The sequence below is a fragment of the Sphingopyxis sp. EU05-FHT14B03 genome (assembly GCF_058790875.1).
Window position 1 is genome coordinate 166,470 of sequence record NZ_JBYTDC010000002.1, and the last position, 17,385, is coordinate 183,854.

The 17,385-nt window shown below is 67.4% G+C and carries 16 protein-coding genes and 2 riboswitches; of the genes, 14 read left to right on the forward strand and 2 right to left on the reverse strand.

All coding sequences use genetic code 11. From position 1 onward, the window contains the following. Positions 1–91 precede the first annotated feature (91 nt). The 12 genes from ftsZ to AC3WS4_RS09945 all read left to right on the forward strand — a co-directional run bounded on the left by ftsZ (position 92) and on the right by AC3WS4_RS09945 (position 12,511). Positions 92–1,546, forward strand: coding sequence for a cell division protein FtsZ (gene ftsZ / locus AC3WS4_RS09890; protein ID WP_492739070.1), 1,455 nt, complete (start codon positions 92–94; stop codon positions 1,544–1,546). A 65-nt stretch (positions 1,547–1,611) separates the two neighbouring features. Then, the gene (locus tag AC3WS4_RS09895; protein WP_492739069.1) at positions 1,612–3,522 is read left to right on the forward strand and encodes a tetratricopeptide repeat protein; all 1,911 of its coding nucleotides are present in this window, start codon (positions 1,612–1,614) and stop codon (positions 3,520–3,522) included. Positions 3,523–3,681: 159 nt separating this feature from the next. Continuing rightward, positions 3,682–4,857 (forward strand): deoxyguanosinetriphosphate triphosphohydrolase, encoded by a 1,176-nt coding sequence (locus AC3WS4_RS09900; RefSeq protein ID WP_187138933.1) that lies wholly within the window; start codon positions 3,682–3,684, stop codon positions 4,855–4,857. Positions 4,858–4,893: 36 nt separating this feature from the next. Beyond that, positions 4,894–5,466: a hypothetical protein gene (locus AC3WS4_RS09905; RefSeq protein ID WP_492739068.1), complete on the forward strand. Its 573-nt coding sequence runs from the start codon at positions 4,894–4,896 to the stop codon at positions 5,464–5,466. 11 nt (positions 5,467–5,477) lie between these two features. Then, positions 5,478–6,137: a Rossmann-fold NAD(P)-binding domain-containing protein gene (locus AC3WS4_RS09910; protein WP_492739067.1), complete on the forward strand. Its 660-nt coding sequence runs from the start codon at positions 5,478–5,480 to the stop codon at positions 6,135–6,137. A gap of 57 nt (positions 6,138–6,194) precedes the next feature. Then, positions 6,195–6,296, forward strand: a riboswitch (glycine riboswitch). Beyond that, positions 6,297–6,403: riboswitch (glycine riboswitch) on the forward strand. 56 nt (positions 6,404–6,459) lie between these two features. Then, positions 6,460–7,605, forward strand: a complete 1,146-nt coding sequence (gene gcvT, locus AC3WS4_RS09915) for a glycine cleavage system aminomethyltransferase GcvT (protein ID WP_056346909.1) — start codon at positions 6,460–6,462, stop codon at positions 7,603–7,605. 3 nt (positions 7,606–7,608) lie between these two features. Then, the gene (gene gcvH / locus AC3WS4_RS09920) at positions 7,609–7,980 is read left to right on the forward strand and encodes a glycine cleavage system protein GcvH (protein WP_056346911.1); all 372 of its coding nucleotides are present in this window, start codon (positions 7,609–7,611) and stop codon (positions 7,978–7,980) included. A gap of 117 nt (positions 7,981–8,097) precedes the next feature. Further along, positions 8,098–9,456 (forward strand): aminomethyl-transferring glycine dehydrogenase subunit GcvPA, encoded by a 1,359-nt coding sequence (gene gcvPA, locus AC3WS4_RS09925; RefSeq protein WP_492739066.1) that lies wholly within the window; start codon positions 8,098–8,100, stop codon positions 9,454–9,456. Beyond that, positions 9,453–11,045, forward strand: a complete 1,593-nt coding sequence (gcvPB, locus tag AC3WS4_RS09930) for an aminomethyl-transferring glycine dehydrogenase subunit GcvPB (protein ID WP_492739065.1) — start codon at positions 9,453–9,455, stop codon at positions 11,043–11,045. Before gcvPA ends, gcvPB begins: the two co-directional genes overlap by 4 nt. Then, entirely contained in the window at positions 11,042–11,380 is a 339-nt protein-coding gene (locus AC3WS4_RS09935) for a hypothetical protein (protein WP_492739064.1), read from the forward strand. The genes gcvPB and AC3WS4_RS09935 overlap by 4 nt, the downstream gene beginning before the upstream one ends. A 43-nt stretch (positions 11,381–11,423) precedes the next feature. Further along, positions 11,424–11,879 carry an ABA4-like family protein gene (locus AC3WS4_RS09940; protein WP_492739063.1) on the forward strand — a complete coding sequence of 152 codons (456 nt, stop codon included), beginning with the start codon at positions 11,424–11,426 and terminating at the stop codon, positions 11,877–11,879. Positions 11,880–11,893: 14 nt separating this feature from the next. After that, complete coding sequence (locus AC3WS4_RS09945) at positions 11,894–12,511, forward strand: DUF938 domain-containing protein (protein WP_492739183.1); 618 nt, start codon at positions 11,894–11,896, stop codon at positions 12,509–12,511. Here the strand turns inward: AC3WS4_RS09945 and AC3WS4_RS09950 are convergent. Beyond that, complete coding sequence (locus AC3WS4_RS09950) at positions 12,508–13,779, reverse strand: hypothetical protein (protein ID WP_492739062.1); 1,272 nt, start codon at positions 13,777–13,779, stop codon at positions 12,508–12,510. The genes AC3WS4_RS09945 and AC3WS4_RS09950 overlap by 4 nt on opposite strands. A 70-nt stretch (positions 13,780–13,849) precedes the next feature. Then, positions 13,850–15,070, reverse strand: a complete 1,221-nt coding sequence (locus tag AC3WS4_RS09955; protein ID WP_492739061.1) for a hypothetical protein — start codon at positions 15,068–15,070, stop codon at positions 13,850–13,852. Positions 15,071–15,351: 281 nt separating this feature from the next. Between AC3WS4_RS09955 and AC3WS4_RS09960 the strand changes: the two genes are divergently transcribed. Both AC3WS4_RS09960 and AC3WS4_RS09965 read left to right on the forward strand, forming a co-directional pair. Beyond that, positions 15,352–16,908 (forward strand): fatty acid--CoA ligase, encoded by a 1,557-nt coding sequence (locus AC3WS4_RS09960; protein ID WP_056346926.1) that lies wholly within the window; start codon positions 15,352–15,354, stop codon positions 16,906–16,908. After that, positions 16,905–17,324, forward strand: a complete 420-nt coding sequence (locus AC3WS4_RS09965) for a GFA family protein (RefSeq protein WP_492739060.1) — start codon at positions 16,905–16,907, stop codon at positions 17,322–17,324. Before AC3WS4_RS09960 ends, AC3WS4_RS09965 begins: the two co-directional genes overlap by 4 nt. The last annotated feature ends 61 nt before the right edge of the window (positions 17,325–17,385 follow it).

Sequence of the window (17,385 nt, forward strand, 5' to 3'; positions counted from 1 at the left end):
GCGGTAACGGATATCGGGGCGGCGGGACCACCGCCCGTGGGTCGCACGATGAGGAAGCGGCAAGGGTTCGCCGCTGCAGGGAGATTATTTGATGAGCATCAATATTGGCCCGCCGCAGGTCGATGAGCTGAAGCCGCGGATCGCGGTGATCGGCGTCGGCGGTGCCGGCGGCAATGCCATCGCCAACATGATCGCGGCCAAGGTCGAAGGGGTCGATTTCATCGTCGCCAACACCGACGCGCAGGCGCTGAACGCGTCGCCGGCCGAACGCCGCATTCAGCTCGGCGCGCAGATCACCCAGGGCCTCGGCGCGGGTTCGCGGCCCGAGGTCGGGCGCGCGGCGGCCGAGGAAACGATCGCGCAGGTCGAGGACGCGCTCGACGGCGCGCACATGTGCTTCATCGCGGCCGGCATGGGCGGCGGCACCGGGACCGGTGCGGCGCCGGTGATCGCCAAGGCGGCCCGCGACCGCGGCATCCTGACCGTCGGCGTGGTGACCAAGCCCTTCATGTTCGAAGGCGCGCGGCGTATGCGCTCGGCCGATGCCGGCATCGCCGAGCTGCAGGACCATGTCGACACGCTGATCGTCATTCCGAACCAGAATCTGTTCCTGGTCGCCAACCCGAACACGACCTTCAAAGAAGCCTTCACCATGGCCGACGAAGTGTTGCAGCAGGGCGTGCGCGGGATCACCGACCTGATGGTCATGCCCGGCCTGATCAACCTCGACTTCGCCGACGTGCGCAGCGTGATGCGCGAAATGGGCAAGGCGATGATGGGCACCGGCGAAGCCGAAGGCGACGGCCGCGCGCTCGAAGCGGCGCAAAAGGCGATCGCCAACCCCTTGCTCGACGGCGTGTCGATGGCGGGCGCCAAGGGCGTCATCGTCTCGATCGTCGGCGGCGAGGACATGCGCCTGATGGAAGTCGACGAAGCCGCCAACCACATCCGCGAACTCGTCGATCCCGACGCCAACATCATCTGGGGCAGCGCCTTCAACGAAGCGCTGCAGGGCAAGATCCGCGTGTCGGTCGTCGCGACCGGTATCGACGGCACCGGCGAAGCCGCACCGGCTCCCGCCGCGACGCGCAGCTTCTCCTTCGCTCCGGCGCGTAGCGCGGCACCCGCCGCGGCGCCGGTCGTCGAAGAGCCGGTCGAGGAAGCGCCCTTCGAAGCGGCGGTCGAGGCTCCGCCCGTTGCCGCCGATCCGGCGCCGGGTTTCTCGCTCGGCGACAGCGCTCCGTCCGCGCCCGCGGCCGTGGTCGAGGAAGAGCCGATGGAACTGTCGAACATCGCCGCGACCTACGACGACACGGCGGATGAGCTGGTTCTGGGACAGCCCGAAGCGTCGGCTCCGGCCTATCAGCCCGCTCCGGCGCCCGAACCCGCCGCCGACGAGGCGCCGTCGCGCGCAATCGGTGGCGGCACCCTGTTCGAACGCATGTCGCGCCTGTCGCGCGGCGCCGCGCCGGCCGAGGGTGAGGAAGAGGGCAAGGAAGACGGGGTCGATATCCCGCGCTTCCTTAACCGCCAGAACAACCAGTAACGGGGCGATCATACCGCCGCCGTCCTTCAGGGCAGGGCGGCGCGGAAATCGGGATGAATTGGCCCATGCGGCGAACGATGAAGTCGGGCAGGCCGGGACGCGCGGCGCGTCATGCGCTCGCGCTTTCCGCGCTGTGGCTTGGCGTGCTGCCGCTCGCGGCCGTGCAGGCGCAGGTCACGCCGCCCGACGCGGCGACGCGCGCTGCGATGGAAAAGCGCACCGCGGCGCGAACCTTGCTGTCGTCGGCGCTGGCGCGGATCGCCGCCAACAGCACCGACGGCCCCGCGCTGCTCGACGCCGGACGCGCATCGATCGAGCTTGAGGACTATCGCGCCGCGCTCGGTTTCCTGACCCGCGCCGAACAGGCGAACCCGCGCGACGGTGCGGTCAAGGCGGCGCTTGGCTCGGCGATGGTCCATATGGAAAATCCGACCCGCGCCCTCGACTATTTCGGCGAGGCGCAATTGCTCGGCGCGCCCGAGCGGATTTTCCTCTCCGACCGGGGTCTTGCGCGCGACCTGCTCGGGCAGCAGGACGCGGCGCAGCGCGACTATCAACTCGCGCTGTCGCTGGCACCGAACGACGAAACGCTGCGCCGCTACGCGCTGTCGCTGGGGATCGCCGGCGAGGCCGACCGCGGCGTGCAACTGCTGTCGGGCCAGCTCCGCACCCAGGATCGCGGCGCCTGGCGGATGCGCGCGATGATCCTCGCGATCAACGGTCGCAACGGCGAGGCGACCGAGATCGTCAACGCGACGATGCCGCCGCAGCTGGCGCAGAATATCCTGCCTTATCTGGTCCAGATGGACCGGCTCAACCCGGCGCAACAGGCCGCCGCCGCGCATTTCGGCCGCTTCCCGTCGGGCAACCTCGGCCCGCCGCGCAAGCCCGTGCAGGTCGCCGCGGCCGTGCCGCCGCCCGCAGCGGCGCCGTCGACGTCCAAGCCTGCGGCGTCCAGGCCCGACCGCCGCCGCCCCAGCGAGCGCGAGCGGGCACGCGGTACGCTGACGCCCGTCAGCGCGACACCGCCGCCGGTAACCGTCCGCCGCGCCCCCGATCCGGCGCCCGTCGCAACGCCGCCACGGCAGGCGCCGAGCGTCGCAGTTGCCAGCGCGACGCCGGCTCGGACCACGCCGGTGCCGGCCCGTCCCGCGCCCACGCCCACGCCCACGCCTGCACCGGCGCCTGCGCCTGCGGCTACGACGGTCGCTCGCGTCGATGCCCCGGCTCAGGCGGTTCCGGCCGCCAGCCCGCCGCCCGCCGCGACGACGTCGGCACCGATCGGCGTCGCGATCCGCGACGGCGGTCCGGTCGGTCCCGGCTTCTCGATCTCGGACATCGGCCAGCCCGGCGCGGCGACGCCGGCGCCCGGCGCCGCGGCTCCCGCTCCGGCGTCCGCCGAGATGGCGCAGGCCGACGCGCCGCCGCCGCCGACCTCGGCCGTCGCGGCATCGCCGACCTTCGCGCCGACGCCCTCGGCGCCGCTCGCCTCGCTCGCCGATATCGTCGGTTCGCTCGAAATCCCCGCCGAGGAAATGGCGCCCGCCAGCGAAGCGGTCGACGCGGCCACCCTCGCCAAGCTGCGCGACGACAAGCGCAAGGCCGATGCCGCTGCCGAGGCGAAGCGCGTCAAGGACGACGCCGCGGCCAAGGCCAAAGCGGAAGCCGATGCGAAGGCCAAGGCCGAAGCGGCTGAAAAGAAAGCGAACCCGGCACGCATCTGGGTGCAGGTCGCGACCGGCGCCAATGCGAAGGCGCTGGCGACCGACTTCGGCAAATTCGCCAAAAAGTCTCCGGCGCTGTTCAAGGGCAAGGCGGGCGGCACCACCGAATGGGGCAAGACCCGCCGCCTGCTCGTCGGGCCGTTCAAGGACAAAAAGAGCGCCGACACCTGGCTCGCCGATTACAAAAAGGCGGGCGGCGACGGCTTCCTCTTCAACAGCGACGCGGGCCAAGACGTCGATCCGGTCAGATGAGCACGGCAGCGGTCGAGATAGATCCTCCCCATCGCGAAGCGTTGGGGAGGGGGACCGCCGCGAAGCGGTGGTGGAGGGGTTTCGACGCTGGCGTCCTTACCCCTCCGTCAGCGCTCCGCGCTGCCACCTCCCCAACGCTACGCGATGGGGAGGACCTCGATGGCCTCCGTCTCTGACTGCGCCAGCGATCCGCTGCAAAGTCGCGGACGCCGCCATGAAGAGGTCGGCCGCGTCGTGCGCGGGCCGCGCGACGCGTTCCAGCGCGACCGCGACCGCATCATCCACTCGATCGCCTTCCGCCGCCTGCGCCACAAGACGCAGGTGTTCGTCGCCCCCGATCTCGATCATTATCGCGTCCGCCTGACCCACAGTATCGAGGTCGCGCAGATCGGCCGCGGCATCGCGCGCGCGCTGGGGCTCAACGAGGATCTGACCGAGGCGCTCTGCCTTGCGCACGACATCGGCCATCCGCCCTTCGGCCATGCCGGCGAGGATGCGCTCAAGGCCGCGATGACCGACCATGGCGGCTTCGACCACAACGGCCACACGCTGCGCACGCTTGCGTGCCTCGAATGCCCCTATCCGTTGTTCGACGGGCTCAACCTGACCTGGGAAACGCTCGAAGGGCTCGCCAAGCATAATGGCCCGGTCAAATATCCCGGCTGGGCGCTCGCCGCGATCGACGCCGAATTTCCGCTCGACCTCTCCAGCCATGCCAGTCTCGAGGCGCAGATCGCGGCGGTCGCCGACGACATCGCCTATGACAATCACGACATCGACGACGGGCTGCGCGCCGGGCTGCTCAGCCTCGACCAGCTGATGGCCCAGCCGTTCGTCGCCGCCAATTTCGCGGCGGTCGAGGATCGCTTTCCCGGCGCTCCGCGCGACCGCTTGCTGCGCGAACTGGTCCGCGACCAGATCGGCGTCATGGTCAACGATGTGATCGCTGCGACGCGCGCCAATGTCGCCGACGCGGGCGTGACGAGCGCCGCCGAAGTCCGCGCCGCCGGCCGCACCCTCGGCGGCTTTTCGGGTGAACTGGCGCGCAAGGAGCGCGATCTCAAGCGCTTCATGTACGCCAATCTCTATCATCACCCCGAACAGGTCGCGGCGGCCGAGGCGGCGAACCAGATCATCGCCCGGCTCTTCGCCGCCTATGCCGACAATCCGCGCCTGATGGGCGCCGACTGGTCGGCGCGGGTGCCGGGCGAAGAATGCGCGACAGTGCGCCATATCGGTGACTATATAGCCGGCATGACCGACCGCTTCGCCATCGACCGCTATGCCGAAATCTTCGGCCGCGGCGAAGTGCCGCCCGCGCTGGCGCATGTCTGAACGATGCGGGGCGCTCTTGCTGTCCCGTTGCTCGCCATGACCCTGATCCTGACAGGCTGCGAGGACCCTGCTGCGCCGCCGAAGCGAAATGGCGCGGATGAGCGTGATGGACGCGTCGCGATGGCGTTTGACGAATATGCATTCAGGCCCGAATTACCGAAGGACGCTTTTGTCTGTGCGGCGATGAGCGACACGCATCCGCACGGTTTCTTCTTTCGTGTTGGTGCACGCTATGCCGATTGCGATGCCGCACGTGACGCCGCCGCAAATGATCGTTGGGTCGCTGTCTGGGCCGACCACAATGCGATGGAGCATCGATCGCTGAAAGACGCCGGCTGCACGCCGGAAGTGCCAAACGCCGCGTTGACGCCAATGGTTGATAAATGGCGGAAACTCGGAATGGAGGTAGAGCAATGCGCGCCCGCCGGAAGCCGGAACGGCACCATCGAACTGAAACTTCTTTCGCCCGGTCGCGAAGCGATAGGTAAGGAAGCACGGCCACGTTTTCTTTACACGTTTCGGATGGAAAGCCCCGACAGGCATTTCGGGCGCGATCTGTCATTGTTTGCGCGAATGCTTGAGAGCGCCGAATTTGGCGCGCCCGATTGAAGGAAGATCGCATGACAGAGTCCGGTGGGAGAACATTGCTCATCGGCGCGACCGGGATGGTCGGCGGCGCGGTGATCGCGAACGCGGGCGCGCTGTCGTTGACCGTTCTCGTTCGCCGCGAAATGGACGATCTGCCCGAAGCGCATGCGCTGCTCGTCGCGCCGCCCGAGCGCTGGGCCGACATCATCGCGATCGAGCGCCCGCGCGTCCTCATTTCGTGCCTCGGCACGACGATCCGGCAGGCGGGGTCGGAAGCGGCGTTTCGCGCCGTCGATCACGACCTGATCCTCGCGGCGGCGCGCGGCGCGCGCATGGCGGGGGCGACGCAGATGATCGTCGTCAGCTCGGTCGGTGCCGCGGCGAAGAGCCGCAATTTCTATCTCAGGACCAAGGGCGAGACCGAGGACGGGCTGCGCGCGCTTGGTTTCGAGCGGCTCGACATCCTGCGCCCCGGCTTGTTGACGGGCGACCGCGCCGGGCCGAAACGGATGGGGGAGGGGATCGCGATCGCCGCGGCGCCGCTCGCCGATGCGCTGCTGCACGGCTCGCTGCGCCGCTATCGTTCGATTCCCGGCGAAACCGTCGCGCGGGCGATCGTCGCGCTGGCCGGAAATGCGCAGCCCGGCGTGCGCATCCATGAAAATGACGCGATGCGGCGGCTCGCCGATTGACTCTGCCTTGGGGCGCCGCCAAGGCTCGGGCGTCTGTCGAAGATCGCAAGAGATTCGACCGGCCGCGCGGGAGAGCGCGAGGGCGGGGTCACCCGTGCTTCGCCACCGAAGGAGCAACCGCCCCGGAAACTCTCAGGTCAAGCGGACCGCGCAGGCCGGAACGGACACTCTGGAAAGCGTTTCAGCCACAGGCTGGAGCCACCGAAGGGGTAACCCCATGATATCATGGGGGAAAACTCTCAGGTTCCCGTGACAGAGGGGGCATGGCGACAAGGCGGCACCCGCGCCGCTCCTTGCCGTGCTTGAAACGGGAGTTCGCGATATGCGCGATGATCGAGAAGATAGTGAAGTCGTAGAGGTCGCCACCGAAACCCTGCCGCTCGACGCCTGGCACCGCGAAAAGGGCGGCCGCATGGTCGAGTTCGCCGGCTATTGGATGCCGATCCAATATGACGGCATCATGGCCGAACATCTGTGGGTCCGCGAAAATGCCGGGCTGTTCGACGTCAGCCATATGGGCCAGCTCTACCTCTCGGGCGAAGGGCTCGACGAGGCGCTCGAGGCGCTGATTCCCGGGGATGTGAAGAGCCTCGCGGTGGGGCGGATGCGTTATTCGCTGCTGCTCGCCGAGGATGGCGGTATTCTCGACGATCTGATGCTCAGCCGCTGGCCCGAGGGCATCTATATGGTCGTCAACGGTGCGGTGAAGTGGGAAGATATCGGGCATCTGCGTGAAGCGCTTCCCGACGCGATCACGATCAACCATTTCGAAGAACGCGCGCTGCTCGCACTGCAGGGCCCCAAGGCGTTCGACGCGCTGAAGCGCCACACCACCGGCAAATGGGGCCTCGACGCCCTCGTCTTCATGATGGGTGGTCCGTACCAGATCGGCGGCGTCGATGCCTGGATCAGCCGTTCGGGCTACACCGGCGAAGACGGCTTCGAGATTTCGGTCGACGCCGACAAGGTCCAGTACGTCGCCGACCTCTTGTGCGGCGAGCCCGAGGTGAAGCCGATCGGCCTCGGCGCGCGCGACAGCCTGCGCCTCGAGGCCGGCTTGCCGCTCTATGGCCACGACCTCGACCCGACCATCGATCCGATCGAGGGCGACCTTGGTTTCGCGATCCAGAAGCGCCGCCGCGAGGAAGGCGGCTTTCCCGGCGCGGCACGCATCCTCGGCCATTATGCCGACGGAAGCCCGCGCAAACGCGTCGGGCTGCTCGTCGACGGCAAGCTGCCGGTGCGCGAAGGCGCCAAGCTGTTCGACGGCGAGGACGAGATCGGCGTCGTGACCTCGGGCGGTTTCGCGCCCAGTGTCGGCGCGCCGATCGCCATGGGTTATGTCCCGCGCGACCATGCTGTCCCCGGCACGTCGGTCGCCGCCGAAGTCCGCGGCAAGCGCGTGCCTTGCACCGTTGCCGCGACGCCATTCATTCCACACCGCTATGTGCGCAAACAGGGAGGCTGACCGATGCCGCGTTATTATACCGAAGAACATGAATGGATCGACGTCGATGGCGATGTCGCGACCGTCGGCATCACCGACTTCGCGCAGGGCCAGCTCGGCGACATCGTCTTCGTCGAGGTCCCCGACACCGGCGCCGAGCTTACCCAGGGCGGCGACGCCGCGGTGGTCGAATCGGTGAAGGCGGCGAGCGACGTCTACGCCCCCGTCGACGGCACCGTGACCGAAGGGAACGGCCAACTCGAGGAAGACCCCGCGCTCGTGAATTCGGACCCCGAAGGCGAAGGCTGGTTCTTCCGCATGACGCTGAGCGACAAGAGCCAGCTCGAAGCGCTGATGAACGCGACCGCGTACAAGGCCTTCTGCGACGATCTTTGATCGAACCCGTTCGTGTCGAGCGAAGTCGAGACACCCTGAAGGAGAGCGCCAGCTAGGCGCATCTCGACTTCGCTCGATGCGAACGGATGTTTTTGCTCCCCCGGAGTTTGACTAGCCATGCGTTACCTCCCGCTCACCCCCGCTGACCGTTCGGCCATGCTCGCCACCATCGGCGCTGCGACGATCGACGACCTGTTCATCGACGTCCCCGCCGAAGCGCGGCTCGATGGCCCAATCGCCGATCTGCCCGGACATGCCAGCGAACTCGCGGTCGAGCGTCATATGGGCGCCTTGGCACGGCGCAACCGCGCGGCGGGCGACGGGCCCTTCTTCCTCGGCGCGGGCGCGTACCGCCACCATGTTCCGGCGAGCGTCGATCATCTGATCCAGCGCGGCGAGTTCCTGACCGCCTACACGCCGTACCAGCCCGAAATCGCGCAGGGCACGCTGCAGATGCTGTTCGAATTCCAGAGCCAGGTTGCGCGTCTGCTCGGCACCGACGTCGCCAATGCGTCGATGTACGACGGCTCGACAGCGTGCTGGGAAGCGGTCGTGATGGCGCGCCGCATCACCAAACGGTCGAAAGCGCTCTTCTCGACCGGCGTCCACCCGCATTACCGCAGCGTCGCGCGGACGATGGCCAAATATACCGGCGACGCGCTGGTCGAGGCCGACCCCGCACTCGTCCCCGGCACCGACTGGGCCGATCTCGCCGCCGCGGTCGACAAGGAGGTCAGCTGCGTCGTCGTGCAATATCCCGACATCCTCGGCCGCATCGATGACATGGCTGCGCTCGCGAGCGCCTGCCAGGCAGCGGGCGCGCTGCTGATCGCGGTGGTCACCGAACCCGTCGCACTCGGCCTGATCAAGTCGCCCGGCGAAATGGGCGCCGACATCGTCGTTGGCGAAGGCCAGTCGATCGGTGTCGGGTTGCAGTTCGGCGGTCCTTACGTGGGCCTCTTCGCGTGCAAAGCGAAATATGTCCGCCAGATGCCGGGGCGCCTGTGTGGCGAGACCGTCGATGCCAATGGCAAACGCGGCTTCGTGCTGACGCTCTCGACGCGCGAGCAGCATATCCGCCGCGAGAAGGCGACGAGCAATATCTGCACCAACTCGGGGCTTTGCGCGCTGGCCTTCAGCATCCACATGACGCTGCTCGGCGAAGCAGGACTGCGCCAGCTCGCGGCTATCAACCATGGCCGTGCGAAACTTGCCGCCGCCGAACTTGCGAAGATTCCGGGCGTGTCGGTACTCAATACCGCCTTCTTCAACGAGTTCACGCTGCTGCTGCCCACCGCGGCGCGGCCGGTCGTGCATCAACTCGCCGGGCGCGACATCCTCGGCGGGGTTTCGCTCGGTCGCCTCTATCCTGACAATAGCGGGCTCGAAAACGGCCTGATCGTCGCGGTCACCGAAACCTGCACCGCGGAGGATATCACCGCCTTTGCCGCGGCGCTGAAGGAGGCGCTGGCATGAGCACGCCCAACGCATCCGGCTGGCGCCCCGAAATGAACGCGGGCGGCGCCGACGACAGCACGACCTTCACCGGCAACCGCGCGCTGATGCTCGAAGAGCCGTTGATCTTCGAGATCGGTTCGACCGAAACCACCGGTGTCGATTTCGACGAGGCGCCCCCGGCGTTCGACCTCGGCGGCCTCGCACGCTCGGCGCCGATCGGCCTGCCGGGACTCAGCGAGGGCGAGACGGTCCGCCACTATACGCGCCTGTCGCGCCAGAATTACGCCATCGACCTCGGCCTCTTCCCGCTCGGAAGCTGCACGATGAAGCACAACCCGCGCCTCAACGAGCGGGTCGCGCGGATGCCGGGCTTTGCCGACATCCACCCGCTGCAGCCGCAGGAAACGGTGCAGGGTGCACTCGCGGTGATCAACGAACTGGCGATGTGGCTGATCAAGCTCACCGGCATGCACGGCGTCGCGATGACCCCCAAGGCGGGCGCGCATGGCGAGCTTTGCGGCATCCTCTGCATCAAGGCGGCATTGGAAGCGCGCGGCGAGGACCGGCGCGTGCTGCTCGTCCCCGAAAGCGCGCACGGCACCAACCCCGCGACCGCGGCCTTCGCAGGCTTCAGCGTCGAGGATATCCCCGCGACCCCGGAAGGCCGCGTCGACCTCGCAGCGCTGAAAGCGCGCCTCGATCCCGACGTCGCCGGCGTGATGATCACCAATCCCAACACCTGCGGCCTGTTCGAGCGCGACATGAAGGCGATTTCGGACGCGGTGCATGCGGCGGGCGGTTATGTCTATTGCGACGGCGCCAATTTCAACGCGATCGTCGGCAAGGTGCGCCCCGGCGACCTCGGCGTCGATGCGATGCACATCAATTTGCACAAGACCTTCTCGACCCCGCACGGCGGCGGCGGCCCCGGCTCGGGCCCGGTCGTGCTGTCGGAGGCGCTCTCGCCTTATGGCCCGATTCCTTATGCCGCGCGCTACGCCGACGGCTCGTTCAAGCTGGTCGAGGAAGAAAGCGCGGGGGCCGAGCATCCCGACACCTTCGGCCGCATGACCGCCTTTCATGGTCAGATGGGCATGTTCACCCGCGCGCTGACCTATATGCTCAGCCACGGTGCCGACGGGCTGAAGCAGGTCGCCGAGGATGCGGTGCTCAACGCCAACTATATCCTGCGCAGCCTCGACGATGTGCTCGAGGCGCCGTTCGGCGGTTCGGGTCCGTGCATGCATGAGGCGCTGTTCACCGACAACGGCCTGGCCGAAGGCTTCTCGACGCTCGACATCGCCAAGGGGATCATCGACGAGGGTTATCACCCGATGACGGTCTATTTCCCGCTCGTCGTCCATGGCGCGATGCTGATCGAACCGACCGAGACAGAGAGCAAGGCGGTACTCGACCAGTTCGTCGGGGCACTGCGCAGCGTCGCGCTGCGCGCCAAGAATGGCGATCCGGCGCTCAAATCGGCGCCGCATTTTGCCCCGCGCGCGCGGCTCGACGAAACGGCGGCGGCGCGCAAGCCGATCCTGACCTGGAGCGAACCGGTCGTCGCCTCCGGCACCCCGTCGCTTAGCGAGATCGGCGGCAGTTGAGCGAGGCGTCCGCCAGCGCGCGTCCGTCGGGTCCGGCCGGATGCCTGATCGGCGGCGCGTTGTTCGCGGTGGTCTTCGTCGCGGTTTGGCTTGCCGCGATCACCCTATACGGGCTGGTGGTCGAGCAATGGGAACTCGTGCGCGCGCGGCGCGAATTCAGTTATGACTGGGTGTTTCTCTATGCTCCGCTGATTGCCGCCGGCCTCGGATTCGTCGCGGCTTTCTTCGCGACCCGGCGCTTCTCGGCGGCGCGGCTGACCTTGTTGATCGTCGCGACCGGGCTGATCGCGCTGTTCGCTGGCATCCTGCTCTTCGGGCTTGGCGGACTGCTCTGACGCTGGCAAGGCACGGGGGCACCGCGACACGAGGGGACGATCGATGAGCTGGGATACATTGTTTCTGCTGGCCAATTACTGGGCGATTGCGGGTTGGATCGTCCTCGCCTTTGCGCCGCGCGGGCCGCGGCTCCTGTCGCTGGTCATGTATGCCGGCGTCTTTCTCCTGTGCCTCACCTATGCGGTGCTGATCGTCGGCTTTCTCAGCGGAGCGATCGATCCCGGCGGACTGGGCACCGACGGTAACCTGACCTCGCTCGCCGGGGTGATGAAGCTATTCGATACCCCCGGCGGCACGACGATGGGCTGGATCCATTATCTCGCCTTCGATCTGTTCACCGGCATGTGGATCGCGCGCGATGCCGACCAAAAAGGCTTCAGCCGCGTCGTGCAATTTCCCTTCCTGTTCCTGACGCTGATGGCGGGGCCCGTCGGTCTGTTCCTGTGGCTGATCGTCCGCGAACGCCGCGCGCGGGCGCACGCCAAAGCCGCGAAGTGACACCGCGACCCTGGATGCCGGGCGACGGCGGCGAAGCGGCCAGGCGCCACGCCCCCGCGACGACGCGCAACCGCGACGCGATCGCCTCGGTGCTCGCCGACTGGCTGCCGCCCGCCGGAACGGTGCTGGAGGTGGCGAGCGGTTCGGGCGAACATGCGGTGCATTTCGCGGCCGTCTTTCCCCGTCTGCACTGGCAACCGAGCGACCCCGACCCGGCCGGGCTGGTTTCGATCGCCGCCTGGAGCGCCGACGCGGGCCTCGTGAATATCGCGCCGCCGCTCGCGCTCGACGCGTCGGCGGCCGGCTGGCCGATTGCGAACGCCGATGCGATCCTGTGCATCAATATGGTGCATATCAGCCCGTGGGCGGCGACGCTTGGCCTGTTCGCGGGTGCCGGCCGGCTGCTGGCGCCCGGCGCGCCGCTGATCCTCTACGGACCTTATTTCGATCCCGCTGTGTCGACCGCCGAAAGCAATCTCGCCTTCGATGCCAGTTTGCGGGCGCGCAACCCGGCATGGGGGCTGCGCGACCTCGATGCGGTCCGGGCTGCAGCGGCGGATGCCGGGCTGGATTTCGCCGAGCGGCGGGCGATGCCCGCGAACAACCTGATGCTGCTCTTCCGTCGGGCCTAGGCGCCCTGCGGCGTTCCCTGCCCCTCGGGTGGCTGGCGCGCATAATCCTCGGGCGTGATGTCCAGCCGTTCGATGCGCGGCGTGAATTCGCGGCGCCGCATGTTGGTGCCGGTGGCATCGTCGGTCCAGCGCGCCGTCAGCGAATAGCGCTCGACCATGTAGAAACCCGGATTCACGCCGTCACTTCCCGGTTTGAGCGGAGCGTAGACGCGCCCTTCGAGGTGCGTCACCACGGGGGCCAGCCACTGGGTGCCGCCGCTCGAGCGCAACACCTCGATATCCGATACCTTGCCCGATGGCGTGACCCAGAATCCGATGTCGGCCCATTTGCCGATCGCATTGAGCGCGACCAGCCGACGCGACGTATCGCCAGCCGCAATGGCCAGGAAGCCGGCGCTCGTGACGTTGTCGGCCATGCTCTGGGTGGCGGGGTTGCGCATGGTGTCGATGCCCGGCGACTTGATCGGTGATGCCGCGATCAGGATCGGCCGCGCGGCGCCGCCCTCGACGGCGAATTGCCGCAGCAGGGCGCTGGTCGAATCCGCCCGGCCCGCTTTCCGGTCCATCCGCGCCAGCGATACCTGCGCGACGAGCCGCAGGTCGTCGGTGCCCGGAAGCGGATCGGCGATGATATCGCCGAGCATCGCGCGGGCGCGCTTGCGGTCGGCGGACAGATTGCTGTCCTCTGCCGCGACCTGTGCGAGCACCGCCTGCCGCAGCCGTGCATATATGGCGATGCGGCTTAGCCCGCGGCCCAGCGCCTGCGCTTCGACGTCGGCATAGATACGCGCGGCCTCGTCGGGGAAGCCGAGCTTGGCACGGCTGTCGCCCACCTCGATCTGCGCGCCGAGTACCCGCGGATCACCGCGGTCGAGCCCTTCGCGCAGGGTGTCCCGCATCGCGAGCACCGACGACTGAAAGTTGCGTGCTTCGCCGACATGCTCGGCGACGCGGCCGTTGGCGCGATAGAGGTCGGATACCGGCACCGGGAAGGCGCGGGCGTGCGCCTTGTTGCGGTCGATCGACTTCAACAGCGTCGAGCGTGCATCCTTGTACCGGCCGGCGAGGAACTGGTTCTCGGCATGTGTCAGCGTCGCCGCGACGTCCTGGTCGGGCGGACAGGCGCGGGCGAGGCACGCGGCAAGCGCCGCAGCGGTCTCGCCCAGCGGCTGGCCGGTGACGATGATGGGGCCGTCGACTTCGGCGGCAAGCGCAGGCGCGACCGACAGGGTCGCGGCGAGCGGGGCGAGAAAAATCAGGCGACGCATCGACCTTCTCCCTTCACGCTGATGTGCGCGAAGGGTCTCATGAAAGGCGTTCTTCGTCAATCGGACCCGGTCAGCCCGTCTTGCCGTCGTCGATGATCGGGCGCTGGTAATTTTCGGGGGTGATGTCGAGCCGTTCGATGCGCGGGGTCGCTTCGCGGCGGCGCATGTTGGTGCCCGTCGCATCGTCGGTCCAGCGCGCGGTCAGCGTATAGCGCTCGATCATGTAGAAGCCGGGGGTCGCATCATTGTCGGTGCGGCGCAGCGGCGCATAGACGCGGGTCTGGATTTGCTTGAGCACGGGTTTCAACCATTGCTTCGTGCCTTCGCCGCGCAGCACCTCGATATCGCCGACGCGGCCGTCGGCGTTGATCCAGAAACCGACATCGGCCCATTTGGCGATGCTGTTGAGCGCGGTCAGACGCTGCAGCGTGTTCGCCTGCGGCTGGTCGTTGCCATAATCCTGGGTCAGGTCGATGCGCTTGATCGGTTCGCTGAACAGCAGAAGCGGGCGTGTCGCGCCGCCCTTGGCAGCGAAATCCTTCAGGATCGCCTCGGTCGAACTGGCGTCGCCCTTTTTGCGGTCCATGCGCGCGCGCATGACCGTCGCGACGAGCGCGAAATCCTCGCCCCCGGCGAGCGGTTGCGCCGAGATCTCGTCGAGCTTCGCGCGGGCCTTGGCATAATCGGCGTCGAGTCCCGAGGCTTCGGCTTCGGTCTGCAGCAACAACGCCTGGCGCACGCGCGAGAACATCGCGACGCGGTTCTGCCCACCCGCCAGCGCATCCTTTTCGACATCCTGATAGATGCGTTTCGCTTCGTCGGGGAAGCCCAGCTTGGCGCGGCTGTCGCCGACCTCGATCTGCGCGACCATCACGCGCGGGTCCTTTTCGCCGAGTCCGGCCTTCAGCGTGTTGCGCATGTCGAGCACCGACAGCTGGAAATTCTTCGCCTCGCCGACATGTTCGGCGACGCGGCTGTTGGCGCGGAACAGGTCGGAGACCTCGACCGGATATTTGGTCCCGAACTTGCGGTTGCGGCCGATCGACTTGAGCAAAGTCGTGCGCGAATCCTTGTAGTCGCCCTGCAGCAGCTGGTTCTCTGCGTGGGCGAGCGACGCCGCGACATCCTCGTCGGGCGGGCAATTGCGCGCGAGGCAAGCGGCGAGCGCGTCGGCGGTGTCCTTGAGCGAACGGCCGGTGACGACGATTTCGGGGTCGCCGTTGGTCTGCGCCGCGGCGGGAAGGGCGAAGGCCGAGGCGAGCAGCAGGATCGACAGGCGGGTCTTGGTCACATGAGTCTCCGTGCGGGCGATGGCGCCGCTGTGTTATTTTGATAATCCACCATAGAGGGATTGCCCAGGTGTCGCAATAAGTTGGGGGCGCCACGGTGCAATGGTCGCCCGCCCAATGCACCGCGCGCTTCGACGAACGCCGGACGTCGTGCGGGATTGCATAGAGAGCGAACTATCCGCAAGATGGCGGACGACACGCGGCGCGCGGATGGCTTGTCAAACCGCCCGCGACGTTGTTATCAGACTTGAGAATTGCCGAGAACGGCATCCGGGAGAGATTTATGAAAGCGCTGGCCGACCTTCTGACTTTTGACGAGTTTCTCACCCATTGGGCGGCCGACCGTCCCGACCGGCTCGCGCTGCGCGAAGAGGATCGCGAGTTCAGCTATGGCGAACTCGACGATCTGACCGCGAAGGTCGCGAGCGCGCTGATCGGCGCGGGGCTAAAAAAGGGCGACCGCATCGCGTGGATCGGCAAGAACAGCGACCTCTATTTCCAGCTCTTTTTCGGCGCGGCGCGCGCGGGGATCGTCATGGCGCCGATCGGTTGGCGGCTGTCGCCCGCCGAATGGGCCTATGTCCTCAACGATACCGGGGCAAAGATCCTGTTCACCGGCCCCGGCTTCGAGGCGGTGGCGCAGCAACTCGCCGGCAAGCTCGATCATGATCCGCGCATCGTGGGTGACGGCGAAGCGCGCGCGCTGATCGCCACGACCCCGCGCGCGGCCTTCGAGGGCTCGGGTCCCGACGACGCGGTGCTCCAGCTTTATACCTCGGGCACCACCGGCAATCCCAAGGGCGCGGTGCTGTCGAACCGCAACCTGTTCGCGCTGCGCCGCAATTCCAGCGACCTCGACCTGCCCTATACCAAGTGGGAGGATGATGAGGCGGTGCTGGTCGCGATGCCCTGCGCGCACATCGGCGGCACGGGCCTCGGCATCATGGCGCTCGCGGCGGGACTGCCGGGCGTTGTCCTCGCCGAATTCAACCCCGATGGCGTGTTCGACGCGGTCGAGCATCATGGCGTGACGCGCTTCTTTATCGTGCCCGCGGCGCTGCAGATGCTGCTGCTCCACCCACGCTGCGCAGAGACCGATTTCAGCCGCCTCAAATATATCCTCTATGGCGCAGCACCGATCCCGCTCGAACTGCTGCGCCAGTGCATCAAGATGTTCGGCGCCGACTTCATCCAGGCCTATGGCATGACCGAAACGACGGGCACCATCTGCATGCTGCCGCCCGAAGATCATGATCCCGAAGGCAATCAGCGCATGCGCTCGGCGGGCAAGGCGCTGCCCGGGGTCGAAATCCGCATCCTCGGCGACGACGGGCAGGCGGTGCCGGTGGGCGAAGTGGGCGAGGTCGTGACCCGCTCGTCCAACAATATGATCGGCTATTGGAACCTGCCCGAGGCGACGTCGAAGACGATGACCGCCGACGGATGGATCCACACCGGCGATGCGGGTTATCTCGACACGGACGGCTATCTTTATATCCACGACCGGATGAAGGACATGATCATCTCGGGCGGCGAGAATGTCTATCCGGCCGAGGTCGAGAGCGCGATCTTTGGCCATCCGGCGGTGCAGGAGGTCGCGGTGATCGGCATTCCCGATCAGAAATGGGGCGAGACGGTGAAGGCCGTCGTCGTGCCCAAGCCGGGCATGAGTATCGACGAGGCCGACATCATCGCCTGGGCGCGCGAACGCATCGCCGCGTTCAAGGCGCCGCGCAGCATCGACGTGATCGAGGCGCTGCCGCGCAACGCCAGCGGCAAGATCCTGCGCAAGGATCTGCGCGCGCCTTATTGGGAGGGGCGCGAACGGATGGTCAATTGACCAACGGCGAGGCCGTCCTCGAAGGCCGCTGCCTGTGCGGCGATGCCGGCTGGACGCTTACCGGCGATCCCGGTTCGATCACCGCCTGCAACTGCACCCTGTGCCGCCGTTACGGCGCGCTTTGGGCCTATGACTATGAGAGCGAGCGCATCGGGATGACCGGGCCGACCGCGGCCTTCACGCGCCGCGGCAAGGTCGATCCGGCGCTCGAGATCCATTTCTGCCCGAGCTGCGGTTGCGTGCTCGCCTGGCGCGGCTTGCGGCTGGAGGAGGACGGGCGCCGCCGCATGGCGGTCAACATCCGCCTTGCCGAACCCGATGCCGTCGCCGACCTGCCGATCGACCATTTCGACGGGCTCGACAGTTTCGACGACCTGCCGGCCGACGGCCGTTGCGTGCGCGATTTGTGGTTCTAGCGCCGGCTCGCCGCCGTCTTGCGAGCCAAGGGCGGCGCGCCTAGGATGACCTCACGCTCCT